This window comes from Fertoeibacter niger (assembly GCF_009380135.2).
GTDB classification, from domain to species: domain Bacteria; phylum Pseudomonadota; class Alphaproteobacteria; order Rhodobacterales; family Rhodobacteraceae; genus Fertoeibacter; species Fertoeibacter niger.
This window is the reverse complement of sequence record NZ_WHUT02000002.1, coordinates 334,754-360,649: the sequence shown is the minus strand read 5'-3', so window position 1 is coordinate 360,649 and position 25,896 is coordinate 334,754. Positions and strand designations below refer to the sequence as shown.

At 66.8% G+C, this 25,896-nt stretch carries 25 protein-coding genes; 20 read left to right on the top strand and 5 right to left on the bottom strand.

Annotated features, from left to right (window positions below; all coding sequences use genetic code 11):
* Positions 1 to 5: 5 nt before the first annotated feature.
* The 19 genes from GEU84_RS05245 to GEU84_RS05155 all read left to right on the top strand — a co-directional run bounded on the left by GEU84_RS05245 (position 6) and on the right by GEU84_RS05155 (position 21,230).
* Complete coding sequence (locus GEU84_RS05245; RefSeq protein WP_152824172.1) at positions 6 to 1,487, top strand: UDP-N-acetylmuramoyl-L-alanyl-D-glutamate--2,6-diaminopimelate ligase; 1,482 nt, start codon at positions 6 to 8, stop codon at positions 1,485 to 1,487.
* Positions 1,488 to 1,599: 112 nt separating this feature from the next.
* Positions 1,600 to 3,048: a UDP-N-acetylmuramoyl-tripeptide--D-alanyl-D-alanine ligase gene (locus GEU84_RS05240; RefSeq protein WP_152824173.1), complete on the top strand. Its 1,449-nt coding sequence runs from the start codon at positions 1,600 to 1,602 to the stop codon at positions 3,046 to 3,048.
* The gene (mraY, locus tag GEU84_RS05235) at positions 3,049 to 4,131 is read left to right on the top strand and encodes a phospho-N-acetylmuramoyl-pentapeptide-transferase (RefSeq protein ID WP_152824174.1); all 1,083 of its coding nucleotides are present in this window, start codon (positions 3,049 to 3,051) and stop codon (positions 4,129 to 4,131) included.
* Positions 4,131 to 4,949 carry a DUF2161 domain-containing phosphodiesterase gene (locus GEU84_RS05230; RefSeq protein WP_152824175.1) on the top strand — a complete coding sequence of 273 codons (819 nt, stop codon included), beginning with the start codon at positions 4,131 to 4,133 and terminating at the stop codon, positions 4,947 to 4,949. The genes mraY and GEU84_RS05230 overlap by 1 nt, the downstream gene beginning before the upstream one ends.
* Positions 4,950 to 5,003: 54 nt before the next feature.
* On the top strand, positions 5,004 to 6,407 hold the full coding sequence (gene murD / locus GEU84_RS05225) for a UDP-N-acetylmuramoyl-L-alanine--D-glutamate ligase (RefSeq protein WP_152824176.1): 1,404 nt from the start codon (positions 5,004 to 5,006) through the stop codon (positions 6,405 to 6,407).
* Between the two features lie 248 nt (positions 6,408 to 6,655).
* Positions 6,656 to 7,822 (top strand): putative lipid II flippase FtsW, encoded by a 1,167-nt coding sequence (gene ftsW / locus GEU84_RS05220; protein WP_152824177.1) that lies wholly within the window; start codon positions 6,656 to 6,658, stop codon positions 7,820 to 7,822.
* Positions 7,822 to 8,928, top strand: a complete 1,107-nt coding sequence (locus tag GEU84_RS05215; protein ID WP_152824178.1) for a UDP-N-acetylglucosamine--N-acetylmuramyl-(pentapeptide) pyrophosphoryl-undecaprenol N-acetylglucosamine transferase — start codon at positions 7,822 to 7,824, stop codon at positions 8,926 to 8,928. Before ftsW ends, GEU84_RS05215 begins: the two co-directional genes overlap by 1 nt.
* A complete protein-coding gene (gene murC, locus GEU84_RS05210) occupies positions 8,925 to 10,337 on the top strand; it encodes a UDP-N-acetylmuramate--L-alanine ligase (RefSeq protein ID WP_152824179.1) in 1,413 nt (470 codons plus the stop codon). Before GEU84_RS05215 ends, murC begins: the two co-directional genes overlap by 4 nt.
* Positions 10,338 to 10,419: 82 nt before the next feature.
* Positions 10,420 to 10,680: a DUF2484 family protein gene (locus tag GEU84_RS05205; RefSeq protein WP_152824180.1), complete on the top strand. Its 261-nt coding sequence runs from the start codon at positions 10,420 to 10,422 to the stop codon at positions 10,678 to 10,680.
* The gene (locus tag GEU84_RS05200) at positions 10,677 to 10,937 is read left to right on the top strand and encodes a DUF2484 family protein (RefSeq protein WP_152824181.1); all 261 of its coding nucleotides are present in this window, start codon (positions 10,677 to 10,679) and stop codon (positions 10,935 to 10,937) included. The genes GEU84_RS05205 and GEU84_RS05200 overlap by 4 nt, the downstream gene beginning before the upstream one ends.
* 165 nt (positions 10,938 to 11,102) lie before the next feature.
* Positions 11,103 to 12,038, top strand: coding sequence for a UDP-N-acetylmuramate dehydrogenase (gene murB / locus GEU84_RS05195; RefSeq protein ID WP_152824182.1), 936 nt, complete (start codon positions 11,103 to 11,105; stop codon positions 12,036 to 12,038).
* A gap of 69 nt (positions 12,039 to 12,107) precedes the next feature.
* Positions 12,108 to 13,028, top strand: coding sequence for a D-alanine--D-alanine ligase (locus tag GEU84_RS05190; RefSeq protein WP_152824183.1), 921 nt, complete (start codon positions 12,108 to 12,110; stop codon positions 13,026 to 13,028).
* Positions 13,016 to 13,900, top strand: a complete 885-nt coding sequence (locus GEU84_RS05185) for a cell division protein FtsQ/DivIB (protein WP_152824184.1) — start codon at positions 13,016 to 13,018, stop codon at positions 13,898 to 13,900. Before GEU84_RS05190 ends, GEU84_RS05185 begins: the two co-directional genes overlap by 13 nt.
* Positions 13,897 to 15,231: a cell division protein FtsA gene (gene ftsA, locus GEU84_RS05180; protein WP_152824185.1), complete on the top strand. Its 1,335-nt coding sequence runs from the start codon at positions 13,897 to 13,899 to the stop codon at positions 15,229 to 15,231. Before GEU84_RS05185 ends, ftsA begins: the two co-directional genes overlap by 4 nt.
* A 181-nt stretch (positions 15,232 to 15,412) precedes the next feature.
* Positions 15,413 to 17,068 (top strand): cell division protein FtsZ, encoded by a 1,656-nt coding sequence (gene ftsZ, locus GEU84_RS05175; protein ID WP_152824186.1) that lies wholly within the window; start codon positions 15,413 to 15,415, stop codon positions 17,066 to 17,068.
* 199 nt (positions 17,069 to 17,267) lie between these two features.
* Positions 17,268 to 18,188, top strand: coding sequence for a UDP-3-O-acyl-N-acetylglucosamine deacetylase (gene lpxC / locus GEU84_RS05170; protein WP_174539326.1), 921 nt, complete (start codon positions 17,268 to 17,270; stop codon positions 18,186 to 18,188).
* A 121-nt stretch (positions 18,189 to 18,309) separates the two neighbouring features.
* Positions 18,310 to 19,152: an outer membrane protein assembly factor BamD gene (locus GEU84_RS05165; protein ID WP_152824188.1), complete on the top strand. Its 843-nt coding sequence runs from the start codon at positions 18,310 to 18,312 to the stop codon at positions 19,150 to 19,152.
* 84 nt (positions 19,153 to 19,236) lie between these two features.
* Entirely contained in the window at positions 19,237 to 20,880 is a 1,644-nt protein-coding gene (recN, locus tag GEU84_RS05160; RefSeq protein ID WP_152824189.1) for a DNA repair protein RecN, read from the top strand.
* 185 nt (positions 20,881 to 21,065) lie between these two features.
* Entirely contained in the window at positions 21,066 to 21,230 is a 165-nt protein-coding gene (locus tag GEU84_RS05155) for a DUF3563 family protein (RefSeq protein ID WP_152824190.1), read from the top strand.
* A gap of 81 nt (positions 21,231 to 21,311) precedes the next feature.
* On the opposite strand, the gene GEU84_RS05150 is transcribed toward GEU84_RS05155, so the two are convergent.
* The 4 genes from GEU84_RS05150 to GEU84_RS05135 form a co-directional block, all read right to left on the bottom strand.
* Entirely contained in the window at positions 21,312 to 21,743 is a 432-nt protein-coding gene (locus tag GEU84_RS05150; protein ID WP_152824191.1) for a Cif family virulence factor, read from the bottom strand.
* 58 nt (positions 21,744 to 21,801) lie between these two features.
* The gene (locus GEU84_RS05145) at positions 21,802 to 22,467 is read right to left on the bottom strand and encodes a DUF1638 domain-containing protein (protein ID WP_152824192.1); all 666 of its coding nucleotides are present in this window, start codon (positions 22,465 to 22,467) and stop codon (positions 21,802 to 21,804) included.
* Positions 22,464 to 22,664, bottom strand: coding sequence for a hypothetical protein (locus GEU84_RS05140; RefSeq protein WP_152824193.1), 201 nt, complete (start codon positions 22,662 to 22,664; stop codon positions 22,464 to 22,466). Before GEU84_RS05140 ends, GEU84_RS05145 begins: the two co-directional genes overlap by 4 nt.
* Before the next feature lie 132 nt (positions 22,665 to 22,796).
* Complete coding sequence (locus GEU84_RS05135) at positions 22,797 to 23,495, bottom strand: corrinoid protein (protein ID WP_152824194.1); 699 nt, start codon at positions 23,493 to 23,495, stop codon at positions 22,797 to 22,799.
* A 154-nt stretch (positions 23,496 to 23,649) separates the two neighbouring features.
* On the opposite strand from GEU84_RS05135, the gene GEU84_RS05130 reads away from it, so the two are divergent.
* Positions 23,650 to 24,762 (top strand): PA0069 family radical SAM protein, encoded by a 1,113-nt coding sequence (locus tag GEU84_RS05130; RefSeq protein ID WP_152824195.1) that lies wholly within the window; start codon positions 23,650 to 23,652, stop codon positions 24,760 to 24,762.
* A 115-nt stretch (positions 24,763 to 24,877) separates the two neighbouring features.
* On the opposite strand, the gene bmt is transcribed toward GEU84_RS05130, so the two are convergent.
* Positions 24,878 to 25,888 (bottom strand): betaine--homocysteine S-methyltransferase, encoded by a 1,011-nt coding sequence (gene bmt / locus GEU84_RS05125; protein ID WP_152824196.1) that lies wholly within the window; start codon positions 25,886 to 25,888, stop codon positions 24,878 to 24,880.
* Positions 25,889 to 25,896 lie beyond the last annotated feature (8 nt).

Sequence of the window (25,896 nt, the reverse complement as noted above, 5' to 3'; positions counted from 1 at the left end):
ACAGCATGCCGGATCAGGCAAAAACACTTCTGGCGCTGGGTCTGACCGCCCGGGGCGGGCGCGATGCGCAGGTTACGGGCCTCGCGGTGGACAGCCGGCAGGTGCAGCCCGGGTTTCTGTTTGCCGCCCTGCCGGGGTCGGTGGCCCACGGGGCTGACTACATTCCCACGGCCCTGCGCATGGGGGCCACGGCGATCCTGACCGATGCGGCGGGGGCGGCTCTGGCGCAGGATGCGCTGGCGGGGTCCGATGCCGCCCTTGTGGTGGCCGAGGATCCGCGTCAGGCCCTGGCCTCTGCCGCAGCCCTGTGGTTCGGCGCGCAGCCCGCCACCATGGTCGCCGTCACCGGCACCAATGGCAAAACCTCGGTCGCCAGCTTTACCCGGCAAATCTGGATGGCACTGGGCCATGCCGCGATCAACATCGGCACCACCGGGGTCGAGGGGGCGTGGCACGCGCCCTCGGCCCATACCACGCCCGAACCGATCACCCTGCACCGCCTGCTGCGCGATGCGGCGGCGGCGGGCGTGACCCATGCGGCGATGGAAGCTTCCTCGCATGGCCTCGACCAGCACCGGATGGATGGCGTGCGGCTGCGCGCGGCGGGTTTCACCAATTTCACGCAGGACCATCTGGATTATCACGCCACATTCGACGCCTATTTCGCGGCCAAGGCGGGGCTCTTTGCCCGCGTTCTGCCCGACGACGGTGTGGCGGTCATCAACCTCAACGACCCGCGCGGCGCGGATATGGCCGCCATCGCCCGCGACCGTGGGGTGCAGGTGCTTGGCGTGGGCCATTCCGACGCGGCCGAGTTGCGCATCCTGGGCCAACGTTTCGACGCCACCGGGCAGGATCTGCGGCTGGAATGGCAGGGCCGCCCGCAGCAGCTGCGGCTTGACCTGATCGGCGGATTTCAGGCCGAGAATGTGGCGCTGGCCGCAGGCCTTGCCATCGGCGCGGGGGCAAGCCCGGCCAATGTGTTCAGCGTGTTGCCGCAGCTGACCGGCGTGCGCGGCCGCATGCAGCGCGCCGCCACACGGGCCAATGGCGCGGCGGTGTTCGTCGACTACGCCCATACGCCAGATGCCATAGCCACCGCCCTTCAGGCGCTGCGCCCGCATGTCATGGGCCGCATCATCGTGGTCTTCGGCGCGGGCGGTGACCGCGACCGTGGCAAGCGGCCCTTGATGGGCGCGGCGGCGCAGGCCCATGCCGATGTGCTTTATGTCACCGACGACAACCCCAGGTCCGAAGACCCCGCCAGCATCCGCGCCGCCATCATGGCCGCCTGCCCGCAGGCGAACGAGGTGGGCGACCGCGCCGAGGCCATCCTGCGCGGCGTCGATGCCCTGCAACCCGGCGACGCCCTGCTGATCGCGGGCAAGGGCCATGAAACCGGCCAGATCATCAAGGGCGACATCTATCCGTTCGACGACGTGGAACAGGCCAGCATCGCCGTTGCCGCACTGGACGGGGTGATATGATGGCCGCACCCCCTCTGCCCGTCCTTGCTCTTGTGATCCTCTTTCCAGACCCAAATATCCCGGGGGGTGCGGGGGGCTGGCCCCCCGCCTCCCGCCATTGAGCATGATCGCGATGCCCCCAATCCTCTGGACCTCAACCGACGCCGCCACCGCCACCGGGGGACGCAACACCGCCGACTGGTCGGCCAGCGGTGTCTCCATCGACACCCGCACGCTGCGCCCCGGCGATCTGTTCGTGGCCTTGCAGGATATCCGTGACGGCCATGATTTCGTGGCGCAGGCGCTACAAAAGGGTGCCGCCGCCGCACTTGTCAGCCGCATCCCCGACGGCCTGCCCGAAAACGCCCCGCTGCTGGTGGTGCCCGATGTGCTGCGGGCACTGGAAATGCTGGGCACCGCTGCCCGCGCCCGCACAAGGGCCCGCGTCATCGGCGTGACGGGTTCGGTCGGCAAGACCTCCACCAAGGAAATGCTGCGCGCCACTTTGGGCGGGCAGGGCCGGGTGCATGCCGCCGAGGCCAGCTACAACAACCACTGGGGCGTGCCGCTGACCCTGGCCCGCATGCCCGCCGACTGCGATTTCGCGGTGATCGAGATCGGCATGAACCACCCCGGCGAGATCGGCCCGCTGGCTCGGCTCGCCCGCCCGCATGTCGCCCTGATCACCACCATCGCCCCCGCACATCTGGAGGCTTTTGCCGACCTTGCCGGCATCGCCCAGGAAAAGGCCGCGATCATGGACGGGCTGGAACCCGGCGGCACCGCCATCCTGCCCGCCGACCTTGCCGTCACGCCGATCCTGCTGGCGCGGGCGGCGGCGGCCCGCGCCCAGCCAGTGCTGTTCGGCACCGTGGCCGAGGCCCCCTGGCGCATGACCGACGTGCAGCTTACCCCCGAGGCAACCATCATCCGCGCCACCCGCAACGGCCAGCCATTGCTTTACAAGGTGCGCAGCCCGGGGCGCCATTTTGCCGCCAACGCGCTGGCCGTGCTGGCCGTGGCCGATGCTCTGGGCCTCGACCCCGGCATTGCCGCTTGCGACATCGGCCAATGGCTGCCGCCCGAAGGCCGGGGCACGCGCGAACATATCCTGCTCGACCCGGTCGAGGATCACGGGTTCGACCTGATCGACGACGCCTTCAACGCCAACCCCGCCTCGATGGCCGCCAGCCTCGAGGTGCTGGCCGCGATGCAGCCCACCGATGGCGTGGGCCGCCGCGCGCAGGGCCGCCGCATCGCCATTCTGGGTGACATGCTGGAGCTTGGCCCCACCGAACTGGCGCTGCACCGCGCCATCGCCGACCATCCGGCGCTGGCTTCGGTCACTCTGGTGCATTGCGTGGGCCACAGGATGCGCGTGCTTTATGACGCGCTGCCCCGCCGCCAGCGCGGCGAATGGGTGGCCAGTGCCGCCGAACTGGTGGCGCGCGCGCATCTTCTGCCCGATGCGGGCGACATCCTGCTGGTCAAGGGTTCCAAGGGCATCAAGGTCAGCCTAGTTGTTGACGCGCTGCGCAAGTTGGGGCAGAGGCACGCACCACCACACCAAGGGGCTGAATGAATGCTGTATCTGCTGACCGGCTTTTCGGACGGGGGCGATGTCTTCAACCTGTTCCGCTATCTTACCTTCCGGGCGGGCGGGGCATTCTTCACCGCGCTGGTGTTCGGCTTCATCTTTGGCAAGCCGCTGATCAACCTGTTGCGCCGCAAGCAGAAAAAGGGCCAGCCCATCCGCAGCGACGGCCCGGCCACGCATTTCGCCAAGGCGGGCACCCCCACGATGGGCGGTCTTCTGATCCTGTCGGCGCTGCTGTTCTCCACGCTGATGTGGGCGCGGCTCGACAACCCCTATGTCTGGATCGTGCTGCTGGTCACGCTGGCCTTCGGCCTGATCGGCTTTGCCGATGACTATGCCAAGGTCACAAAACAGAACACCAAGGGCGTCAGCAGCCGCGTGCGTTTCATCGCCGGGTTGCTGATCGCCGGTCTGGCCGCCTATGCCGCCGCGCGCTTTCACCCCGAGGCGCTGACCGACCAGTTGGCCCTGCCGCTGTTCAAGAACGCGCTGATCAACCTTGGCCTGTTCTTCGTGCCCTTCGGCATGATCGTGATCGTGGGCGCCGCCAATGCGGTGAACCTGACCGACGGGCTGGATGGGCTGGCCATCATGCCGGTGATGATCGCCGCCGCAGCGCTGGGGATCATCGCCTATGTGGTCGGCAACTTCAATTACACCGAATATCTGGGCGTGCATTTCGTGCCGGGCACCGGCGAGTTGCTGATCTTCTCCGCCGCTCTGGTGGGTGGTGGCCTGGGTTTCCTGTGGTATAACGCCCCGCCCGCCGCCGTCTTCATGGGCGACACCGGGTCGCTGGCACTGGGCGGTGCGCTGGGGGCCATCGCGGTCTGCACCAAGCATGAAATCGTGCTGGCGGTGATCGGCGGGCTCTTCGTGGTCGAGGCGCTCAGCGTCATCATCCAGGTGCTGTATTACAAGCGCACCGGCAAACGGGTGTTCCTGATGGCCCCGATCCACCACCATTTCGAGAAAAAGGGCTGGGCCGAACCGCAGATCGTGATCCGGTTCTGGATCATTTCGCTGATCCTCGCGCTGATCGGGCTGGCCACGCTGAAGGTGCGGTGATGCCAAAAGACGGGGGCAGCGGGGGTCGGTCCGCGCTGCGCGAGGCAGATCTTTACGCTCCGCTGAAGGCCTATCTTCAGGCCCAGGGCTATGAGGTGAAAGCCGAAATCGGCGATTGCGACATCTTCGCCCGGCGCGGCGACGAGCCGCCCGTGGTGGTGGAAATGAAGCTGACCTTCTCGCTGGCCCTTGTGATGCAGGGCGTGGCCCGGCTGGCGGTGGCCGATACGGTCTATCTGGCCGTGCCGGTGTCGTCCGAACGCGGCTGGTCGCTGCGCTACCGCGACATACTGGCGCTCTGCCGCCGCCTTGGCCTTGGCCTGCTGGCCGTGGATCCGGGGCAGGGCCTGGTGACGGCCCATCTCGACCCGGCCCCCTATGCCCCGCGCAAGAACACCGCCAAGGCCACCCGCCTGCTGCGAGAGTTCGAGCGCCGCGTCGGCGACCCCAACACCGGCGGCACCACGAAAACCCCGCGCATGACCGCCTACCGGCAGGATGCCTTGCGCTGTGCCGCGCATCTGGCGGCGCATGGCCCTGCCACACCGGCCAGAATTGCAAAGGCCACCGGCACGGCCCGCGCGGCCACCCTGCTGCGCGCCGACCACTACGGCTGGTTCGACCGTCCCGCGCGCGGGCTTTATGCCCTTTCACCCAAGGGGCAGGCCGCATTGCACGATCAGCAGCCGGGCGTGGCCGATCTGCTCGCGGGCCTTTCACCCACAATACCCCCGTCCCCTTTCACACTGGCTCAAATATCCCACGGGGGTTGCCAACGGATCGCCACCGGTTCAAGAACCGCTGGCAACGGGGTGTGAAACCCCCGGCTTCGACACCGGCAGTTGCGCGGTGTCCGACCGACGGAGAACGCCATGATCCCAGTCAAAGGTTTTGACGCCCGCAATGTCGCCGTCCTGGGCCTCGGCCGCTCCGGCCTTGCCACCGCGCGGGCGCTCAGGGAAGGCGGGGCCATTCCGCTGGTCTGGGATGACAGCCCCGAGGCCCGCGCCAAGGCCGAAGCCGAAGGCTTCGCCCCCGTCGATCTGACCCGCGCCAATGCCTTTGCCGATGTGGCCGCGCTGATCGTCAGCCCCGGCATCCCCCACCTTTACCCCGCGCCCAACCCCATCATCGCCCGCGCCATGGCGGCGGGCGTGCCGGTGGACAATGACATAGGCCTGTTCTTCCGCAGCTTTGCCACGCCCGACTGGGATGACTTCGATCAGGCCCCGCGGGTGATCTGCGTCACCGGGTCCAACGGCAAATCCACCACCACCGCCCTGATCCACCATCTGCTTGACGCCGCAGGCCGCCCCAGCCAGATGGCGGGCAACATCGGGCGCGGCGTGCTTGACATCGACCCGGCGCAGGATGGCGGCGTCGTGGTGCTGGAGCTTTCCAGCTACCAGACCGATCTGGCGCGCGCGCTGACGCCCGATGTGGCGGTGTTTACCAATCTCTCGCCCGATCATCTGGACCGGCACGGCGGCATGGGCGGCTATTTCGCGGCCAAGCGGCGGCTCTTTGCCGAAGGCGGCCCCGACCGCGCGATCATCGGCGTGGACGAGGTTGAGGGCCGCTATCTGGCCAACCAATTGTCCGAAGGGCCGGGCGATGACCGGGTGATCCGCATCTCATCCGGGCAAAAGCTGGATGATTTCGGCTGGGCGGTCTTTGCCCGCAAGGGGTTTCTGGCCGAATGGCGGCGCGGCAAGCAGGTGGCGGCCATCGACCTGCGCGGCATGGGCGGCCTGCCCGGCGCGCATAACCACCAGAACGCCTGCGCGGCCTATGCCGCCGTGCGCACGCTGGGCATTGCCCCAAAACTGATCGAAGAGGCGCTGCATTCCTTCACCGGCCTGCCGCACCGCAGCCAGACCGTCGGCGAACGGGCCGGTGTGCGGTTCGTGAACGACAGCAAGGCCACCAATGTGGACAGCGCGGCCAAGGCGCTGCAGGCCTTTCCCCGCATCCGCTGGATCGCAGGGGGGCTGGGCAAGGACGGTGGCATCGCGGCGCTGGCCCCGCATCTGGGCGCGGTGGCCAAGGCCTATCTCATCGGCCACTCCGCCCGCGACTTTGCCCTGCAACTGGGCAACACCCCGCATGAGATCTGCGAAACGATGGAGCGCGCCGTGGCAAGCGCGGCGGCCGAGGCGGAACCGGGCGACGTGGTGCTGCTGGCCCCGGCAGCGGCCAGTTTCGACCAGTATCCCAATTTCGAAAAGCGGGGCGAGGATTTCACGGCACGGGTGCAGACGCTGCTGCAAGCCTGATCGGCATCACATGATTTTTCGCAGAAAAATCGCACCCCGCACCCTGCGATTTTTCTGCGAAAAATCAACGCTCCGCCCGCCCGGCTGTCTGCTGGGCGACACATCCGCAGCGATGCCGCCTTTGCCGCCACTTTGCCTGGTTTCCGCCGCACTCCCTCTAGCCATGCGGCGGAATCTTCGCTAGACTTGCATCGAGACCCGGATAACCGGGCGATCGAGGCAGTTCGGCAGTATCAGGCGGTATTCCCATGACAGAGATGGTCTATGGTTCCATGCCCATGGCGGCGACGGAGCCGGTTCTTCCCCGTTGGTGGCGCACCATCGACAAGTGGTCGATGACCTGCATCCTGGTGCTGTTCGGCATCGGGCTGTTGCTGGGCCTCGCCGCCTCGGTCCCCCTTGCCACCCGCAACGGGCTGGAGCCGTTCTATTACGTCCAGCGGCAGGCCTTCTTTGGCGGCATGGCGGTGATCGCCATGCTGGGCACCTCGATGCTGTCGCCCGACATGGTGCGCCGTCTGGGTGTCATCGGCTTTGCGGGTGCGTTCTTTGCACTGGCGCTGCTGCCGGTCTTCGGCACCGATTTCGGCAAGGGCGCGGTGCGCTGGTTCAGCCTTGGCTTCGCCTCGGTCCAGCCGTCGGAATTCCTGAAACCCGGTTTCGTCATCCTCTGCGCCTGGCTGATGGCCGCATCGCAGGATCTGAACGGCCCGCCGGGCAAGACTATTTCCTTTGCCATCACACTGACCATCGTGGGCTTTCTGGCGCTGCAACCCGATTTCGGGCAGGCGGCGCTGATCCTGTTTGCCTGGGGGGTGATGTATTTCATTGCCGGTGCGCCGATGATCCTGATCATCATGGTGGTGGGGCTGGTGGGTTTCGGCGCGATGTTCGCCTATAACTCGTCCGAGCATTTCGCCCGCCGCATCGACGGCTTCCTGACCCCCGACCTCGACCCCCGCACCCAGCTTGGCTATGCCGCCAATGCGATACAGGAGGGCGGGTTTTTCGGCGTCGGCGTGGGCGAGGGGCAGGTGAAATGGTCGCTGCCCGACGCGCATACCGATTTCATCATCGCCGTCGCGGCCGAGGAATACGGTCTGGTGCTGGTGCTGTGCATCATCGCGCTTTACGGCACGGTCGTGGTGCGCAGCCTGTTCCGCCTGATGCGCGAACGTGATCCCTTCATCCGGCTGGGCGGCACCGGCCTTGCCTGCATCTTCGGCGTGCAGGCGATGATCAACATGGGCGTAGCCGTGCGCCTGCTGCCCGCCAAGGGCATGACGCTGCCCTTTGTCAGCTATGGCGGCTCGTCGGTCATCGCGGCGGGCATCACGCTGGGCATGCTTTTGGCCTTCACCCGCTCGCGGCCGCAGGGGCAGATCGGCGACATATTGTTCAAGCGGGGCCGCTGATGGCCCGCAACGCGCAGCCCCTGCTGCTGATCGCTGCCGGGGGCACCGGGGGCCACATGTTTCCCGCGCAGGCGCTGGCCGAGGCGATGGTGCGGCGCGGCTGGCGGGTGAAACTGTCCACCGACGCCCGGGGCGCGCGCTATGCGGGCGGTTTTCCCCATGTGGTGCAGGTGGAACAGGTGGCCTCGGCCACCTTCGCGCGGGGCGGGATGCTGGCCAGGGCGCTGGTGCCTTTGCGCATTGCCGGGGGCGTGATCGGCGCGGTGCTGGGCCAGTGGCGCGACCGGCCCGCCGTGGTGGTAGGCTTCGGCGGCTACCCATCGATTCCGGCACTGGCGGCGGCGGTGATATTGCGCCAGCCCCGGATGATCCACGAACAGAACGGCGTGCTGGGCCGGGTCAACACCATTTTTGCCACCCGGGTCGATGCGGTGGCCTGCGGCACCTGGCCCACCACCCTGCCGGCGGGGGTCGAGGGCATCCACACCGGAAACCCGGTGCGGCAGGCGGTGCTCGACCGGTCTGGCGCAGGCTACATCCCCCCCGGCGATTACCCGATGAGCCTCCTCGTCATCGGCGGATCGCAAGGCGCGCGGATCCTGTCCGACATGGTGCCCGCTGCCATGGCCCTGCTGCCCGGCGACCTGCGGCGCAACCTGCGCGTGGCCCATCAGGCGCGGGACGAGGACGCCGCCCGCGTGACCGAGGCCTATGCGCAGGCGGGGATTTCCGCCGATGTGCAACCCTTCTTCACCGACATCCCCCGCCGCCTGTCCGAGGCGCAGCTTGTGATTTCCCGCTCCGGTGCCTCCTCGGTCGCCGACATCTCGGTCATCGGGCGGCCTGCCATCCTCATCCCCTATGCCGTGGCCGCCGGAGACCACCAGACCGCCAATGCGCGCGGGCTGGTCGAGGGGCAGGCGGCCATCCTGATCCCCGAATCCGCCCTTGACCCCGCCGCGCTGGCCGCGCAAATGGCCGCCGTGCTGGGCCAACCGCAGGCTGCGGCGCAAATGGCGCGCAATGCGCTTGCCCATGGCCGCCCCGACGCCACCGAAAGGCTGACGGAACTCGTGCTGGGCCTCGCAAAGAAAGAAAATCCATGAACGCTGCCACCAAACTGCCGGGCGAACTCGGCCCCATCCATTTCGTCGGCATCGGCGGCATCGGCATGTCGGGCATCGCCGAAGTGCTGATGACGCTGGGCTACCGCGTGCAGGGCTCGGATGCGAAAGCGTCCAAGATCACCGACCGGCTGGTCACACTGGGCGCCACGTTCTTTGAAGGCCAGAAGGCCGGCAACATCGGCGATGCGGCGGTGGTTGTGATCTCCTCCGCGATCAAAAAGGGCAACCCGGAACTGGAAGAGGCCCGCATGCGCGGCCTGCCCGTGGTGCGCCGTGCCGAAATGCTGGCCGAGCTGATGCGCCTGAAATCCAACATCGCCATCGCGGGCACCCATGGCAAGACCACCACAACCACCATGGTGGCCACCCTGCTCGACAAGGGCAATTTCGACCCTACGGTGATCAACGGCGGGGTGATCCACGCCTACGGCTCCAACGCCCGCGCCGGGGCAGGGGAGTGGATGGTGGTGGAGGCCGACGAATCCGACGGATCGTTCAACCGTCTGCCCGCCACCATCGCCATCGTGACCAACATCGACCCGGAACATATGGAGCATTGGGGCAGCTTCGACGCCCTGCGCAAGGGCTTCCTCGATTTCGTGTCGAACATCCCGTTCTATGGTCTGGCGGTCTGCTGCACCGACCACCCCGAGGTGCAGATTCTGGTGGGCAAAGTCACCGACCGGCGCATCGTGACCTTCGGCTTCAACGCGCAGGCCGATGTGCGCGCGACGAACCTGACCTATGAAAACGGCGTGGCGCATTTCGACGTGGCCTTGCAGGGCGAGGGTGAGGGTGCGGTGATCGAGGGCATGACCCTGCCGATGCCCGGCGATCACAACGTGTCGAACGCGCTGTCCGCCATCGCCGTCGCCCGCCACCTTGGCATGAAAAAGGCGGAAATCCGCGAGGCTCTGGCAGCCTTCGGCGGTGTCAACCGCCGCTTCACCAAGGTGGGCGAGGTGGGCGGCGTCACCATCATCGACGATTACGGCCACCACCCGGTTGAAATCGCCGCCGTGCTGCGCGCCGCGCGGCAATCCACCAAAGGCCGTGTCATCGCCGTGCACCAGCCGCACCGCTACACCCGCCTCAGCAGCCTGTTCGAGGATTTCTGCACCTGCTTCAACGAGGCCGATGTGGTGGCGATTGCCGAGGTTTATGCGGCGGGCGAAGACCCGATCCCCGGCGCGTCGCGCGATGATCTGGTGGCGGGGCTCATCGCCCATGGCCACCGCCACGCCCGCGCCATTCTGGACGAGGGTGATCTGGAACGGCTGGTGCGCGAACAGGCCCGGCCCGGCGACATGGTGGTCTGCCTTGGCGCGGGCACGATCTCGGGCTGGGCCAACAGCCTGCCCGCCCGGCTGATGGGGGCCGCGGCGTGAGCGGCCAACGAATTTCCTGCGAAAATTCAGGCAACCCCGGCCGTTCATGCAGAATTTTCGCAGAAAATTGGTGGGGCAAACCATGTCCGCATCCCTGATCGCCGCTTGCCTTTGGGTGCTGGCCGCCACCGCCACGGCGCTCCTGCCCATGCGCCGCCAATATGCTCCGGGCATCACCCTGCTGGTGGCGGCCCCGCTGCTGCTGGGCTGGATCGGCTGGCAGCATGGCGGACTGGTCTTTGCGCTGGCGCTGCTGGCCTTCCTGTCGATGTTCCGCAACCCGCTGATCTATCTGGCCAGACGCCTGGCAGGCCAGCCCGCCCACCGCCCGGAAGAGCCATGACCGCGCCGCTGACCCTGGCGCTGGTCTGGCTTGTCGCGGCCAATGTCATCGCCATGTTCCCCAGCCGCGACCACCACTGGCGCGCGGCCTCTGTGCTGATCGCCATCGGCATCCCGCTGATCGGCTGGGTCACATGGGCAGGCGGCCCCGTGCTGGGCCTGTTGCTGCTGGCCGCCGGCGCCAGCGTGCTGCGCTGGCCACTGATCTACCTGCTGCGCTGGCTGCGGGAAAAGGTGACGGGCCGCGCAGCGGACTAGGGGAAGGCACTGTTCTGCCTGTTCTCCGCAGGTGCCCGACCCCGCAAAACCCTCTGCATGCCGTGTGCATCGGGTGTGCATACCCCGATTCAGCCGAAACCACAGAGTTGCCCCGCCCCGCTCTGCCCACTTGCCCCTCGCGTTTTGCGCGGCTACCACGGCGTCATGCACCATCTTCCCACCCCGCGCGGCGCGCTGACCCCGAACCGATCACTTGCCGATCTGACCTGGCTGCGCGTGGGCGGGCCGGCGGATTGGCTGTTCCAGCCTGCGGATGCCGAGGATCTGGCTGCGTTTCTGGCGGCGCTTGACCCGGCCATGGCGGTCTTTCCCATGGGCGTCGGCAGCAACCTGATCGTGCGCGACGGCGGCCTGCGCGCCGTTGTGATCCGGCTGGGGCGGGGGTTCAACGGTATTGATATTGCTGGAGAAACCGTCACGGCGGGGGCGGCGGCACTGGATGCCCATGTGGCGCGCCGCGCGGCCGAGGCGGGGCTTGACCTGACCTTTCTGCGCACCATTCCCGGCAGCATCGGCGGCGCGGTGCGCATGAACGCGGGCTGCTATGGCAGTTATGTGGCCGATCACCTGATCTCGGTGCAGGCCGTGACGCGGGCAGGGCAGACCGTCACCATCCCCGCCGCCGACCTCAACCTGCGCTACCGCCAGTCAACCCTGCCCGAAGGCTGGATCATCACCGCCGCGACCTTCCGCGCCACCCCCGCCGACCCTGCCGCGCTGGAGGCCCGGATGGCTGACCAGATCGCCCGCCGCGACGCCAGCCAACCCACCAAGGACCGCAGCGCGGGGTCCACCTTCCGCAACCCGGCGGGCTACTCCAGCACCGGCCGGGCCGATGACACGCATGAGCTGAAGGCCTGGGCGGTGATCGACGCGGCGGGGATGCGCGGCGCGCGGCATGGCGGCGCGCAGATGAGCGAGATGCATTCCAACTTCCTGATCAACGCCGGTGGCGCAACTGCCGCAGATCTGGAAGAATTGGGCGAGATGGTGCGAAAAAGGGTTTTCGATACGGCGGGAATAAGGCTAGAGTGGGAAATCATGCGGGTGGGCGAAGCACCGGCAAACAAAGAAGAATAAAGACGATCCCGCAGCGATGCGGGCCACAAGAATAACGCAGCCAAATATGGCGCGGTGAGGCAGTAGAATATGGCGGGAATGCTTGGCAAGGCATCCCCCAGGGTAGCAGTCATGATGGGTGGGCCTTCCGCAGAGCGGGAGGTTTCGCTGGTCACCGGGCGCGAATGCGCGGCAGCCTTGAGGGACGCAGGTTTTGACGTGGTCACGCTGGATGCGGGCCGCGATCTGGCCGCACGTCTGACCGATATTGCCCCCGACGTGGTGTTCAACGCCCTGCATGGCCGCTGGGGCGAGGATGGCTGCGTGCAGGGCGTGCTGGAATGGCTGGGCATCCCCTATACCCATTCGGGCGTGCTGGCCTCGGCGCTGGCGATGGACAAGCAGAAAACCAAAGAGGTTTACATGGCCGCCGGCCTGCCGGTGGTGGATTCGGTACTGGCCACGCGCGAAGACGTGGAGGCAGGCCATGTGCTGCCCGCGCCCTATGTGGTGAAACCCTACAACGAAGGCTCTTCGGTCGGCGTCTATATCGTGCGCGAAGGGGCCAATGCCCCGCGTCTGGCCGCCAGCATGCCGCCGGTGGTGATGGTGGAAACCTATGTGCCCGGGCGCGAGCTGACGGTTTCGGTGCTGGGCGACCGCGCTTTGTGCGTGACCGACATCATCACCGACGGCTGGTATGACTACGACGCGAAATACAAGCCGGGGGGCAGCCGGCATCAACTGCCCGCGAATGTGCCGGATGCCGTGACCGAGGCCTGCCTTGATTACGCCCTGCGCGCCCACCGCGCGCTGGGGTGCAGGGGCCTTAGCCGCACCGATTTCCGCTGGGATGAAACGCGGGGGATGGAAGGGCTGATCCTGCTGGAAACCAACACCCAGCCGGGGATGACGCCCACGTCGCTGTCGCCCGAGCAGGCGGCGTTCTGCGGTATCACATTCCCCGAGCTTTGCCGCTGGATCGTGGAGGATGCGTCATGCAACCGCTGAGCGCCATTCCACCGCGCCGCGACCCCGCACCAAGCCGCGCAGCCTACCGCATGCAGCGGCTGTGGCTGACGCCCCTGTTCCGCGCGCTGATGCGGGTGGGTCTGCCCGCCTTTGCCATCATGATGGTGCTGGGCATCTATCTGTCCAGCGAGAGCCGCCGCGACGCGCTGAGCGGCGGCTTTGCCAGCCTGCGTGATTCGTTTCAGGAACGGCCGCAGTTCATGGTGGGCCTGCTGGCAATCGACGGAGCATCCCCGGCGCTGGCCGCGACCATCCGCGCCACGCTGAACCTGGCCCTGCCGCAAAGCTCGTTCGACATCGACCTTGACGCCACGCGCGCGCAGATCGAGGCGCTGGACGGCGTGGCCAGCGCCGACCTGCGCATCAAGGCGGGCGGAATCTTGCAGGCCGACATCACCGAACGGGTGCCCGCCGTGGTCTGGCGCGGGCTGGCCAATGTGGAACTGCTGGATGAAACCGGCCGCCGGGTGCGGCTGGTCGCGGCACGCACTGACCGGGCCGATCTGCCGCTGGTGGCGGGCGAGGGGGCTGACAAGGCGGTGCCCGAAGCCCTGCAGATTCTGGCCGCCGCCGGGCCGGTGATGCCGCGCATGCGCGGCCTTGTGCGGATGGGTGAACGCCGCTGGGATCTGGTGCTGGACCGTGGCCAGCGCATTCTTTTGCCGACCGAAGCCCCGGTGCGTGCGCTGGAACGGCTGATCGCGCTGGATCAGGCCGAAGACCTGCTGAAACGCGACGTTCTGGCCATCGACCTGCGGTTGCAGGACCGCCCCGTGCTGCGCCTTGCCCCCTACGCGCTGAGTGAAATGCGCCGCGCCCGCGGCATAGACACAAGTGAGAGCGACCTATGACCGATCTCTATCAATCGCAGCGCGCCATGCGCCACATGCGGCGGGCCGCCATGCAGCGCGGCGTGATCGCCATCCTCGACGTGGGGTCATCCAAGATCGCCTGCCTGATCCTGCGGTTTGACGGGCCCGAACGGCTGCGCGAAGCCGATGGTGTGGGGTCGATGGCGGGCCAATCGCAGTTCCGCGTCATCGGGGCGGCCACCACCCGGTCGCGTGGCGTGCGGTTCGGCGAAATCTCGGTGATGAACGAGACGGAGCGCGCGATCCGCACCGCCGTGCAGGCCGCGCAGAAAATGGCCAATGTGCGGGTGGATCATGTGATCGCCTGTTTTTCCGGGGCGGAACCGCGCAGCTACGGGCTGGCGGGCGAGTGGGATTTGCAGGATTCGGTCGTGACCGAACAGGATGTGGCCCGCGTGCTGGCCGCCTGCGACGTGCCCGATATTGGCGAGGGGCGCGAGGTGCTGCATGCCCAGCCGGTGAACTTCGCGCTGGACCACCGCACCGGCCTGGGCGACCCGCGTGGCCAGATCGGCAACCGGCTGGCCTGCGACATGCACCTTTTGTCGGTCGAGGCGACGGTGATCCAGAACCTGCTCTATTGCATAAAGCGCTGCGATCTTGAACTGGCCGGTGTGGCGTCGTCGGCCTATGTGTCGGGCGTGTCGTCGCTGGTCGAGGATGAACAGGAACTGGGTGCCGCCTGCATCGACATGGGCGGCGGTTCCACCGGGATTTCGGTCTTCATCAAGAAGCACATGATCTATGCCGATGCGGTGCGCATGGGCGGCGACCATGTGACCTCCGACATCTCCAAGGGCCTGCAAGTGCCGCTGGCGGTGGCCGAAAAGATCAAGACCAAACATGGCGGCGTGCATGCGACCGGCATGGATGACCGCGATATGATCGAGATCAGCGCCGACAGCGGTGATTGGGAAAAAGACCGCCGCACCGTCAGCCGCACCGAGCTGATCGGCATCATGCGCCCGCGCGTCGAGGAAATACTGGAAGAGGCCCGCGCGAGGCTGGATGCGGCGGGTTTCGACAGCCTGCCCAGCCAGCAGATCGTGCTGACCGGCGGCGCGTCGCAGATCCCCGGGCTGGACGGTCTGGCGGCGCGTATCCTGGGTCAACGGGTGCGCCTTGGCCGCCCGCTGCGCGTGCAGGGCCTGCCGCAGGCCGTCACCGGCCCGGCCTTTGCCAGCGCCGTGGGGCTGTGCCTGTTCGCGGCGCATCCGCAGGACGAATGGTGGGATTTCGACATTCCGGCGGAACGCTATCCGGCGCGGTCGCTGAAACGGGCGATCAAATGGTTCAAGGACAACTGGTAAACACAGGATGCGGTGTGAAGGGCGAAATACCGCTGATCACGGCCACAATATCTCCATATTTTGTGGCGATGTCGCGTTTTTTTGATGACGTTTCCGGCGTCTGTGGATAGAATCCGGGATAAGTTTGGGACAAGGGCACCCTTGAAGGCCCCACAGGCAACGATAAACAGGCGGATTGGCAATGGCACTCAACCTTACGATGAACACGCCGCGCGAAGAACTGAAGCCGCGCATCACGGTATTTGGTGTCGGTGGGGCAGGCGGCAATGCCGTCAACAACATGATCGACCAGCAGCTTGAGGGCGTGGAGTTCGTGGTGGCAAACACCGACGCGCAGGCCTTGCAGCAAAGCCGGGCCACGTCGAAGATCCAGATGGGTCTGAAAGTGACCGAAGGCCTGGGTGCGGGCGCACGTCCGACGGTGGGCGCGGCTGCGGCCGAGGAAACCATCGAGGAAATCGTCGATCATCTGGCCGGCGCGCATATGTGCTTCATCACCGCCGGCATGGGCGGCGGCACCGGCACCGGCGCTGCCCCGATCATCGCGCAGGCCGCGCGGGAACTGGGCGTGCTGACGGTGGGCGTCGTGACCAAGCCCTTCCAGTTCGAGGGCAACAAGCGGATGAAGCAGGCCGAGGAGGGTATCGAAGCCCTGCAAAAGGTCGTGGATACGCTGATCATCATCCCGAACCAGAACCTGTTCCGCCTGGCCAACGAACGCACCACCTTTACCGAAGCCTTCGCCATGGCCGATGACGTGCTGTATCAGGGCGTCAAGGGCGTGACCGACCTGATGGTGCGCCCCGGCCTGATCAACCTCGATTTTGCCGATGTGCGCGCGGTGATGGACGAGATGGGCAAGGCCATGATGGGCACCGGTGAGGCCACGGGCGAAGACCGCGCCGTGCAGGCCGCTGAAAAGGCCATCGCCAACCCGCTGCTGGATGAAATCAGCCTGCACGGGGCCAAAGGCGTGCTGATCAACATCACCGGCGGCTATGACCTGACCCTGTTCGAACTGGACGAGGCGGCGAACATCATCCGCGAAAAGGTGGATCCGGATGCGAACATCATCGTGGGTTCCACGCTGGATACCTCGATGGAAGGCGCGATCCGCGTGTCGGTCGTGGCCACCGGCATCGACGCCAGCCAGGCGCGCATGGAAACCCCGGTCGCCCGCCGTTCGATGGCCGCACCGCTGACCGCGCCGACCTTTGCCGCCCCCACGTTCAGCGCGCCCGCCTATCAGGCACCCGAGCCGAGCCGCGCCGCCCCGGCGGTTGCCGCCATGGTTGCCCCGGCCCCGATCGTGCTGAAACCGGCCCCGCAGGCCCCGGCCCCCACCCTGTTCGACACGGTGGAGGATGAGCAGCCCGAGTTCGACGCAGCGCCCGAGTATGAGGACGAAGCGGTGGATGACATGCCGCCGCCCGCCTACCGCCCGCAGCCTGCCGCCCGCCCGATGGCGGCCGCACATGACGCCGACGCCGGGGCTTTCGTTGCCCCGCGCCCGCGCGCTGCCGGTGCGCCCTCGCCCGAGGCGCTTGCCCGTTTGCAGGCCGCTGTGACCAAGACACCCGCGCCACACCAGCAACCGCGCGCTGCGGCAGCGGCCCCGGCGGCCCCGCAACTGCGCGCCCCGCAGGAAAAGCCGCGCTTTGGCATCGGGTCGCTGATCAACCGGATGGCAGGCCACGCCGAGCCGCACACCGAACGCCCGCAGGCACCTTTGGCCCGCATGCAGCCGCCCGTCACCAGCTATGATGACGAGCCGGAGCTGAGCGCGGATCAGGAACGCATCGAGATCCCGGCCTTCCTGCGCCGTCAGGCGAACTGAAACACTGTTGCAGAAATCTGTGAAAGGCCCGGCTTGTCCGGGCCTTTTTCTTTGTTATATCAGCAAATTGCAGGCCGAACCTTGCGCTTTGGCGACTGTCACATCCCGTCACAAAGAGTGAGTTGAGCCACAGCCCCGCTGCGCTTATCTAAATTCCCAACAAAGGGTAAATCCCTGTTCACCTGATTGGGGTCTGATCGTGCAAAGCACCTTGAAATCCGCTGCCGTCTTTACCGGGCGTGGCCTTCACTCCGGCGGCGCTGTCCGCATGGTGGTGAAACCTGCCTCGGCCGATTACGGCATCTGGTTCCGCCGCACCGACCTTCGTTCGGGCGATGCGATGATCCCGGCGCGCTGGGATGCGGTGGTGCCGTCCAAACTCTGCACGCTGATTGCCAACGGGGCAGGGGCCACGGTCTCGACCATCGAACATGTGATGGCGGCGCTGGCCGGTTGCGGCATCCATAACGCGCTGATCGAGATTGACGGACCCGAAGTGCCGATCCTTGACGGATCTTCGGTGCCCTTCGTGCAGGGCTTTCTGGCGCGGGGGCTGCGCGAACAAGCGGCCCCGGTGCGCGCGATCCGCATTCTGGAGGCGGTCGAGGTGCGCGAAGGCGAGGCTGTGGCGCGGTTTGACCCTTCCGACATGCTGGAAATCGATTTTGCCATCGACTTTGCCGATGCGGCCATCGGGCGGCAGGAAAAGCATCTGAACATGTCCAACGGCGCTTTCGTGCGCGAGCTGTGTGACAGCCGCACCTTCTGCCGCCAGCAGGATGTCGAAATCATGCAGGCCAATGGCCTTGCGCTGGGTGGCACGCTGGAAAACGCTGTGGTGTTCGAAGGCGACCGCGTGCTGAGCCCCGGCGGGCTGCGCCATGCCGATGAACCCGTGCGCCACAAGATGCTGGATGCGCTGGGCGATCTGTATCTGGCGGGTGGCCCGATCCTGGGCCGCTATACCGGCATCCGCGCGGGCCATGCGCTGACCAACCGCCTGCTGCGTGCGCTGTTCGCGCGGCCCGATGCGTTTCGCATGGTCGATTGCGGGCTGATGACCGGCTGCAAGCTGCCGGGCGTGGGCGTGCTGCGCTCTGACATCCCGGCCCTGTCCTGAACCCTGCCTGTCGCACGAAAGGCGTTTTGCGCCCCGGATTTTTCTGTGTTAGGACACGGTGAACGAGCCGGTTCAGGGCGTGGTCCCCGGGCGGCAGAGGCAGGCATAGGGTAGGCGGAAGATGGCAGGCGGAACGTCAGGCGCGCGGATCCTTGGGGCGGCGCTGGTTGCAGCGATGCTGGCCGGTTGTGCGGGCAGCGGGTCGGAGGAGCCGCCACTGGACACATTCACCGCCGAGGAAATCTACAAGCGCGGCGAGTTCGAGCTGGAATCCACCGGCGAACCCGAAGAGGCGATCCGCTATTTTTCCGAGGTGGAGCGGCTTTACCCCTATTCCGAATGGGCCAAGCGCGCGCTGATCATGCAGGCTTTCAGCTATCACAAGGCGCAGGAATACGAATCTGCCCGGTCTGCCGCCCAGCGGTTCCTTGATTTCTACCCGGGTGACGAAGACGCCGCCTATGCGCAATATCTGATGGCGCTGAGCTATTACGACCAGATCGACGAAGTGGGCCGCGACCAGGGCCTGACCTTCCAGGCGTTGCAGGCGATGCGCGTGGTGATCGAGACATATCCCGACAGCGAATATGCGCGGTCCGCCATCCTGAAATTCGATCTGGCCTTTGACCATCTGGCCGGCAAGGAAATGGAAATCGGGCGTTATTACCTGAAAAAAGGCCACTACACCTCGGCCATCAACCGGTTCCGCGTGGTGGTGCAGGATTTCCAGACCACCACCCACACCGCCGAGGCGCTGCACCGGCTGGTCGAGGCGTATCTGGCGCTTGGCCTGACGAACGAGGCTCAGACAGCGGGGGCCATTCTGGGATACAACTACCAGTCCAGCCCATTTTATGACGACAGCTTCCGCCTGCTGAAAGGCCGGGGGCTGAGCCCCGAGGCGTCTGGCGAAAGCTGGCTGCGCACTGTCTACCGGCAGGTGGTGCGGGGCGAGTGGTTGTGACGCCGGTGCGTGCAAGCACGCACCCTACAGCGTGGCTGTCGGGGGGTAGGGTGCGTGCTCGCACGCACCGCTGCAGGGTCTGACATGCTGCGTAGTCTTGATATCCGCGACATGCTGATCATTGATCGGCTGTCATTGACCTTCCGTCCCGGCCTGAATGTGCTGACCGGCGAAACCGGGGCGGGCAAATCCATATTGCTGGACAGCTTGGGTTTCGTGCTGGGCTGGCGGGGCCGGGCCGAACTGGTGCGCGCCGGGGCCGATCAGGGCGAGGTGACGGCGGTGTTCGACCTGCCCCCCGATCACGCTGCCCGTGGCGTGCTGGAGGCGGCCGGCATCGGGGCCGAGGATGACCTGATCCTGCGCCGGGTGAACCATGCCGATGGCCGCAAGACCGCCTGGGTGAACGACCGCCGCGTGTCGGGCGAGGTGCTGCGCGATCTGTCGGATGTGCTGGTGGAACTGCATGGTCAGCATGATGACCGGGGCCTGTTGAACCCGCGCGGCCACCGGCAGATGCTGGATGCCTTTGCCGGTGTCGATCTGGCGGGGGTGCGGGGGGCCTGGGGCGCGCTGGGGCAGACACGGCGGGCACTGGCGGACGCGCAGTCGGCCCTGGCGGCGGTGAAGGCCGAGGAGGATTTCCTGCGGCATGCGGTGGCGGAGCTTGACAAGCTTGACCCCAAACCGGGCGAAGAGGCCACGCTGGACGCCCGCCGCCGCAGCATGCAGGCTGCCGAACGCATCCGGTCCGACATCGCGCGCGCCCACAAGGCCCTGTCAGAAGAAGGGGCCGAGGCGCTGCTGGCTGACGCGACACGCTGGCTGGAAGGGGCTGCCGACCGCGCCGAGGGGCGGCTGGAGGGCGCTTTGGCGGCGCTGGGGCGGGCGATGGTGGAACTGGGCGAGGCTCAGCAGGGGGTGGAAACCTGCATTGCCGCGCTGGATTTTGACCCGGCCGAGCTGGAGGCGCTGGAAGAACGGCTGTTCGCCATCCGCGCGCTGGCCCGAAAGCACGGCGTCTTGCCCGATGATCTGGGCGGCTTTGCCGATGACTTGCGGCGCAGGTTGGCGGCGCTGGATGGCGGCGCGCGGCATATATCCGTGCTGGCACAAGCGGTTGCGGCGGCCGAGGCTGCGTATGAGGCGCAGGCGGCGGCGCTGACCGCGCAGCGCGCCGGGGCTGCGGCCCGGCTGGACGCCGCAATGGCGGCGGAACTTGCGCCGCTGAAAATGGAACGCGCGGTGTTTTCCACCGGCGTCGCGCCTGCCGATCCGGGGCCGGAAGGCCGCGATGCCGTGGCCTTTACCGTTGCCACCAACCCGGGTGCCCCGGCGGGGCCGCTGAACAAGATCGCCTCGGGGGGCGAGCTCAGCCGTTTCCTGCTGGCGCTGAAGGTCTGCCTGACCGGCGACGCCCCCGGCCTGACACTGATCTTTGACGAGATTGACCGGGGCGTGGGCGGGGCCACCGCCAATGCCGTGGGGCGGCGGTTGCAGGCGTTGGCGGCGGGCGCGCAGGTGCTGGTCGTCACCCATTCGCCGCAGGTGGCGGCACTGGGGGCGCATCACTGGCGGGTGGAAAAGCGGGTGATGGCTGATGTGACCACCTCTACCGTGATCCCGCTGGATGCCCCGGCCCGGGTAGAGGAGATTGCGCGCATGCTGTCGGGCGATACCGTCAGCCCGGCAGCGCGGGATGCCGCGCGGGAATTGCTGGCGGGCTGAAGCGCCTGAAAAGGCAGGGAAATTCAGTTTCCCCCTGTGGCCAGCCCCGACCCCGTCACACAAACGTCAAAAATGCCGTGCAACCTATGCGCTCAACGCATGGCTCCACGGCGGCAATCGCGGTGGTTTCTGTGCTGCGGCGGGCCTATCTTCTGCGCAGGGAGGGTAAACGAAAGAGGTTTGCCATGTTGCATAAACTGATCGGCATGTTCCACATGCCCACCACCGCCGAGCGCGAGTTGCGCTATCTGAACGGGTCCATCGACCGCTACGACCTTGAATTTCGTCAGCGCCAGATCGACCGGGGCATGTTCCGTACGTCTTACAGCCAACAGGTTGCGCAGTTCTGAACGTGCCGCCACCCGTGACGCCCACCGTGCCGGGCCAAAAGCCGCGATCCGCGCGGCGACATTGGCCCGCACGGACAGGCGCTAGCCCTTCATTCCGGTGAAATGCAGGCTGACCGCCTGCCAGACCGCGCCATGCGGGCGCAGCACCGCCGTCAGCAACGCCGCCACCTGGCCCGCGTTCTGGCCTGCCGCATCGACCATCCCCGACAGAACGAACCGCTGGTGCAGAACCACCGCCCCGCCGGGCAGGGGTTGCAACCGCATCCGGCCCGTGACCAGCCTTGATCGGGCAAATGCCCCGGTCAGTTCGGCGCGCAACGTGGCCTCGGCAGCCACGCGGCCTTCGCACCACGCGCCGGTCAGGGTCAGCACATCGGCATCCTCTGCCAGCAGATGCGCCAGCCGCGCGGCATCGCGTGCGGTCCAGAAGGCAATGAAATGGCGGATGAAATCCTCGGGCGGGGCGGTCTGTACCTGTCGCTGTTCCGTCACTTGCCGCACCCCGCCTGCCATCCCCGCCTTACCCTAAGGTAAACAGTCGCGCGGCGAAAGTGTTCTGCGCGCGCAAAGGTCAGTCGGGTGACACATCCTGCGCCGCCGTGCCTGAAACCTGGGCAAGCACCCGTGCCAGATCGCCATAGCCGGTGAAGCGCCGGGTGTAGGCCAGCCCCAGCCGCGCGGCGCAGTCGCGCGCCTTGGCATCCAGCACCGGGTCATCGGTCTGCGCCTGATAGATCAGATCGGTGTAATTGCCGAAATACATGGCGCGCAATTCGGGGTGACGGTCCAGCCCCATGGGCCGCCAGACAAAGGCATCGAACTGCCGCACCAGAAAATCCGTCAGGTAGAAGGCGGTGAATTCGGCATCCGCCTTGGTGGCGAAGGCGGCGTTGCCTTCAAAAAACGAATAACAATGCGGGCCTTCGATCATCTCGACGCCCAGTTCCTTGCACTTTTCAAACAATTGCCCGCCCGTGCCGCAATCGGCATAAACCACGAAGATCTGGTCATAGCGGTCGCGGTGTTCGGCCACCGCCGCCGCCACGGCAGGGGTGATGCGGTCGGGCCACAGGTGCAGATTGGCGGGCAGGCATTGCAGATCCATATGATCCCAGCCGTTCAGCCGCTTCAGCGCCAGTATCTCATGCGCCAGCGCACCGCAGGCGACCAGCAGGATGCGGCCGGTATGGGCGGGGGGCAGGCCGGCCTCGGTCAACATGGTGTCAGACGGGATCATCGGCGGTCGATCCAGACGCGCAGCGCCAGCGAGGCCACCACCGCCACCAGCCCCAGCGCGGCAAAGGGAATGCCGATCTGCGACGCCGCAAAGATCGTGGCCCCGGCGGCGGCGATCACGATCAGCAGAAGCGAGACGAAGGTGCGGGCGGGCATGGCGGGCCTTTTCGGGTGATGCACGGCGGATGCACGGGGCATGCACAAAAGATGCTTACTTGCTGTCGCTTTGCCAAGGGGGCGCGCAGTATCGGCAGCGCCCGATCAAGGCCGGAGACAGGCAAAAGGCCCCGGCGCTGAACCGGGGCCTTTGCGGGTCATCCACCGAAAGCGTCAGGCGCTCAGCTGGTTGTGCTTGCGCGCCACATACATCTTGGCGGTTTCCACCGCCACAGCGGCGTCGCGGCAATAGGCATCGGCCCCGATGGCGCGGCCGAATTCCTCGTTCAGCGGCGCGCCGCCAACCAGCACGATGTAATCCTCGCGCATGCCCTTTTCCTTCATCGTGTCGATCACGACCTTCATATAGGGCATCGTCGTGGTCAGCAGGGCCGACATGCCCAGGATGTCGGGGCGTTCCCGCTCCAGCGCCTCAAGGTATTTCTCGACCGAGTTGTTGATCCCCAAGTCCAGCACCTCGAACCCGGCCCCTTCCATCATCATCGCCACCAGATTCTTGCCGATGTCGTGGATGTCGCCCTTCACCGTGCCGATCACCATCTTGCCCATGCGGGGCGCACCGGTTTCCACCAGCAGCGGTTTCAGGATGAACATCCCGGCCTTCATCGCATTGGCGGCCAGCAGCACCTCGGGCACGAACAGGATGCCGTCGCGGAAATCGGCGCCCACGATGGTCATGCCCGCTACCAGCGCCTTGGTCAGCACGTCATAAGGCGTCCATCCCCGGGCGATCAGGATGTTCACGCCTTCCTCGATCTCCTCCTTCATCCCGTCATAGAGATCGTCGTGCATTTGCAGCACAAGCTCGTCGTCGGAAAGTTCGGAAAGGATGATCTCGTCATCGTCAGCCATGCTGGCCTCCTGCCGCTGGATATGTGGATGGAATGCGGCCAAAGCCCGGGCCACACTGTTTTGATTGCGACACAAGCGCGGTGAAAGCCGACAGGGGCCCGGGGGCGGGGGCTTTGCGCTGGCGAATGTTCCGCATGTGTTCTAGATTGGTCACATGGAAACGCCACCCGACCCCACGCCCGACCCCAGGGATGACACGCTGATGCCCGGCCAGCGCGCAAGGGCGCGCGGGGCGTTGGGCAATGCCACGGGCCGGTATGACGGCACGGCGCGGGTGGCGCATCACGATGGCTGGGACATTCCGCATGATGACAGGCTGGTGGCCACCGAAGTGCGGCTGGAACGGCCACGCTCCGCGCTTTCCTACAACCGCTCGCCCGATCTGCCGTTCGACCGATCGATCAACCCCTACCGGGGATGCGAACACGGCTGCATCTATTGCTTTGCCCGGCCCTCGCATGCCTATCTCAACCTGTCGCCGGGGCTGGATTTCGAGACGAAGCTGATCGCGCGGCCCGGCATCGGCGCAGTGCTGGCGGCAGAACTGCGGGCCAGACGCTATGTGCCGCAGGTGGTGGCTTTGGGCACCAACACCGACCCCTATCAACCGATCGAGGCCGAATACCGCGTGATGCGCGAGGTGCTGGAGGTGCTGCGCGATTTCAACCACCCGGTCGCCATCGTGACCAAGGGCGCGCTGGTGGAGCGTGACATCGACATTCTGGCCCCCATGGCGGCCGAGGGGCTGGCGCGGGTGGGCCTGTCCGTCACCACGCTGGACCCCGCGATTTCCCGCGCGATGGAGCCGCGCTGCCCCCCGCCCGCCCGGCGGCTGGAAACCATCCGCAGGCTGGCCGCAGCGGGCGTTCCGGTGCGGGTGATGGTATCGCCCGTGGTGCCCGGGCTGACCGACCCCGAGCTGGATCACATCCTTGCCGCCGCCCGCGACGCCGGGGCCACGGCCGCCAGCTGGATCATGCTGCGCCTGCCGCTTGAGGTGGCGGGCCTGTTCCGCGACTGGGTCGAGGCGCGCTTTCCCGACCGGGCCGCCAAGATCATGGCCCGGGTGCGCGAGGTGCATGGCGGGCGCGACTATGACCCCGCCTGGGGCAAACGGATGCGGGGCGAGGGGATATGGGCCGCGCTGATCGACCAGCGGTTCAGGCTGGCGGTGGCGCGGCTGGGGCTGAGCGTGCCGCAACCGCCGCTGCGCTGCGACCTGTTCCGCCCGCCGCCACAGCCGGGCGATCAGATGACGTTGTTCTGACATCGGCCCGCCCCCCGGCTTTGCCGTGCTTCCCAGACGGAAATATCCTCGGGGGTGGGGTCCGGGGCGGGGGCAGACAGCCCCCGCCCCGGCGGCCGGCAGCTTGCCCCCGTGATCAGCGGCCCCGGCGGCGTTCGCGGCGCGGTGCATTGGCGTCATCCCCCGTGCCATCGGACGCCGAGGAAAAGCCGCCCAGCGCCGCCGTGATCACCTCCAGCGAGGGGCGGGGACCGGGGGCGCGGTTTTCCAGCGCGTTGCGCATGGCGCGCAGGTGTTCGGGCATGGTGCCGCAGCAGCCGCCGATGATGCGCACACCGGCATCCCGCGCCAGCACGGCATATTCTGCCATCAGTTCGGGCGTGCCGTCATAGTGGATGTGACCGTCGTGGTATTTCGGGATCCCCGCATTGCCCTTGGCGATGATCGGGCGCTCGGTGCCCTGTGCCACAAAGCCCAGCACGGTGCGCAACAGGTCGGACGCGCCCACGCCGCAGTTGGCACCAAAGCCCAGCGGCGGGTTCGGCAGCTTTTCCACCATGTCCACCATGGCCGCCGAAGTCACGCCCATCATCGTGCGGCCTGCGGTGTCAAAGCTCATCGTGCCGCACCAGGGCATGCCGGCCAGACGCGCGGCCTCGGCGGCGGCCTTGTATTCCTCGGGGGCAGAGATGGTTTCGACCCACAGCACATCGGCGCCGCCCGCTTTCAGCCCCTCGGCCTGTTCGTGGAACATTTCCACGGCAAGTTCATGGGTCAGCGTGCCCATCGGCACGAAAATGTCGCCGGTGGGGCCGACAGACCCCGCCACGATCACATCGCGCCCCGAGGCATCGGCAATCTCGCGACCCAGCGCCGCACCCACGCGGTTCAGCTCATGCACCTGCGACTGGGCGTTGTGCAGCTTCAACCGGCTGGCATTGCCGCCGAAGGTGTTGGTCAGAAAAATGTCGGACCCCGCATCCACCGCGCCCTTGTAGAGTTTGCGGATATTGTCCGGCTGTTCGATGTTCCACATTTCCGGCGCGTCGCCCGACGACAGACCCATGTTGAACAGGTTGGTGCCAGTGGCGCCATCGGCCATCAGCCAGTCGCGGGTGGACAGCAGGCGGGTCAGGGCGTCGGACATGGCAAACC

Bases quoted from the DNA above. Each gene is read 5' to 3' on its own strand.
- GEU84_RS05245 (WP_152824172.1), top strand. From the start codon at position 6: ATGCCGGATCAGGCAAAAACACTTCTGGCGCTGGGTCTGACCGCCCGG.
- GEU84_RS05240 (WP_152824173.1), top strand. From the start codon at position 1,600: ATGCCCCCAATCCTCTGGACCTCAACCGACGCCGCCACCGCCACCGGG.
- mraY (WP_152824174.1), top strand. From the start codon at position 3,049: ATGCTGTATCTGCTGACCGGCTTTTCGGACGGGGGCGATGTCTTCAAC.
- GEU84_RS05230 (WP_152824175.1), top strand. From the start codon at position 4,131: ATGCCAAAAGACGGGGGCAGCGGGGGTCGGTCCGCGCTGCGCGAGGCA.
- murD (WP_152824176.1), top strand. From the start codon at position 5,004: ATGATCCCAGTCAAAGGTTTTGACGCCCGCAATGTCGCCGTCCTGGGC.
- ftsW (WP_152824177.1), top strand. From the start codon at position 6,656: ATGACAGAGATGGTCTATGGTTCCATGCCCATGGCGGCGACGGAGCCG.
- GEU84_RS05215 (WP_152824178.1), top strand. From the start codon at position 7,822: ATGGCCCGCAACGCGCAGCCCCTGCTGCTGATCGCTGCCGGGGGCACC.
- murC (WP_152824179.1), top strand. From the start codon at position 8,925: ATGAACGCTGCCACCAAACTGCCGGGCGAACTCGGCCCCATCCATTTC.
- GEU84_RS05205 (WP_152824180.1), top strand. From the start codon at position 10,420: ATGTCCGCATCCCTGATCGCCGCTTGCCTTTGGGTGCTGGCCGCCACC.
- GEU84_RS05200 (WP_152824181.1), top strand. From the start codon at position 10,677: ATGACCGCGCCGCTGACCCTGGCGCTGGTCTGGCTTGTCGCGGCCAAT.
- murB (WP_152824182.1), top strand. From the start codon at position 11,103: ATGCACCATCTTCCCACCCCGCGCGGCGCGCTGACCCCGAACCGATCA.
- GEU84_RS05190 (WP_152824183.1), top strand. From the start codon at position 12,108: ATGGCGGGAATGCTTGGCAAGGCATCCCCCAGGGTAGCAGTCATGATG.
- GEU84_RS05185 (WP_152824184.1), top strand. From the start codon at position 13,016: ATGCAACCGCTGAGCGCCATTCCACCGCGCCGCGACCCCGCACCAAGC.
- ftsA (WP_152824185.1), top strand. From the start codon at position 13,897: ATGACCGATCTCTATCAATCGCAGCGCGCCATGCGCCACATGCGGCGG.
- ftsZ (WP_152824186.1), top strand. From the start codon at position 15,413: ATGGCACTCAACCTTACGATGAACACGCCGCGCGAAGAACTGAAGCCG.
- GEU84_RS05165 (WP_152824188.1), top strand. From the start codon at position 18,310: ATGGCAGGCGGAACGTCAGGCGCGCGGATCCTTGGGGCGGCGCTGGTT.
- recN (WP_152824189.1), top strand. From the start codon at position 19,237: ATGCTGCGTAGTCTTGATATCCGCGACATGCTGATCATTGATCGGCTG.
- GEU84_RS05155 (WP_152824190.1), top strand. From the start codon at position 21,066: ATGTTGCATAAACTGATCGGCATGTTCCACATGCCCACCACCGCCGAG.
- GEU84_RS05150 (WP_152824191.1), bottom strand. From the start codon at position 21,743: ATGGCAGGCGGGGTGCGGCAAGTGACGGAACAGCGACAGGTACAGACC.
- GEU84_RS05145 (WP_152824192.1), bottom strand. From the start codon at position 22,467: ATGATCCCGTCTGACACCATGTTGACCGAGGCCGGCCTGCCCCCCGCC.
- GEU84_RS05140 (WP_152824193.1), bottom strand. From the start codon at position 22,664: ATGCCCCGTGCATCCGCCGTGCATCACCCGAAAAGGCCCGCCATGCCC.
- GEU84_RS05135 (WP_152824194.1), bottom strand. From the start codon at position 23,495: ATGGCTGACGATGACGAGATCATCCTTTCCGAACTTTCCGACGACGAG.
- GEU84_RS05130 (WP_152824195.1), top strand. From the start codon at position 23,650: ATGGAAACGCCACCCGACCCCACGCCCGACCCCAGGGATGACACGCTG.
- bmt (WP_152824196.1), bottom strand. From the start codon at position 25,888: ATGTCCGACGCCCTGACCCGCCTGCTGTCCACCCGCGACTGGCTGATG.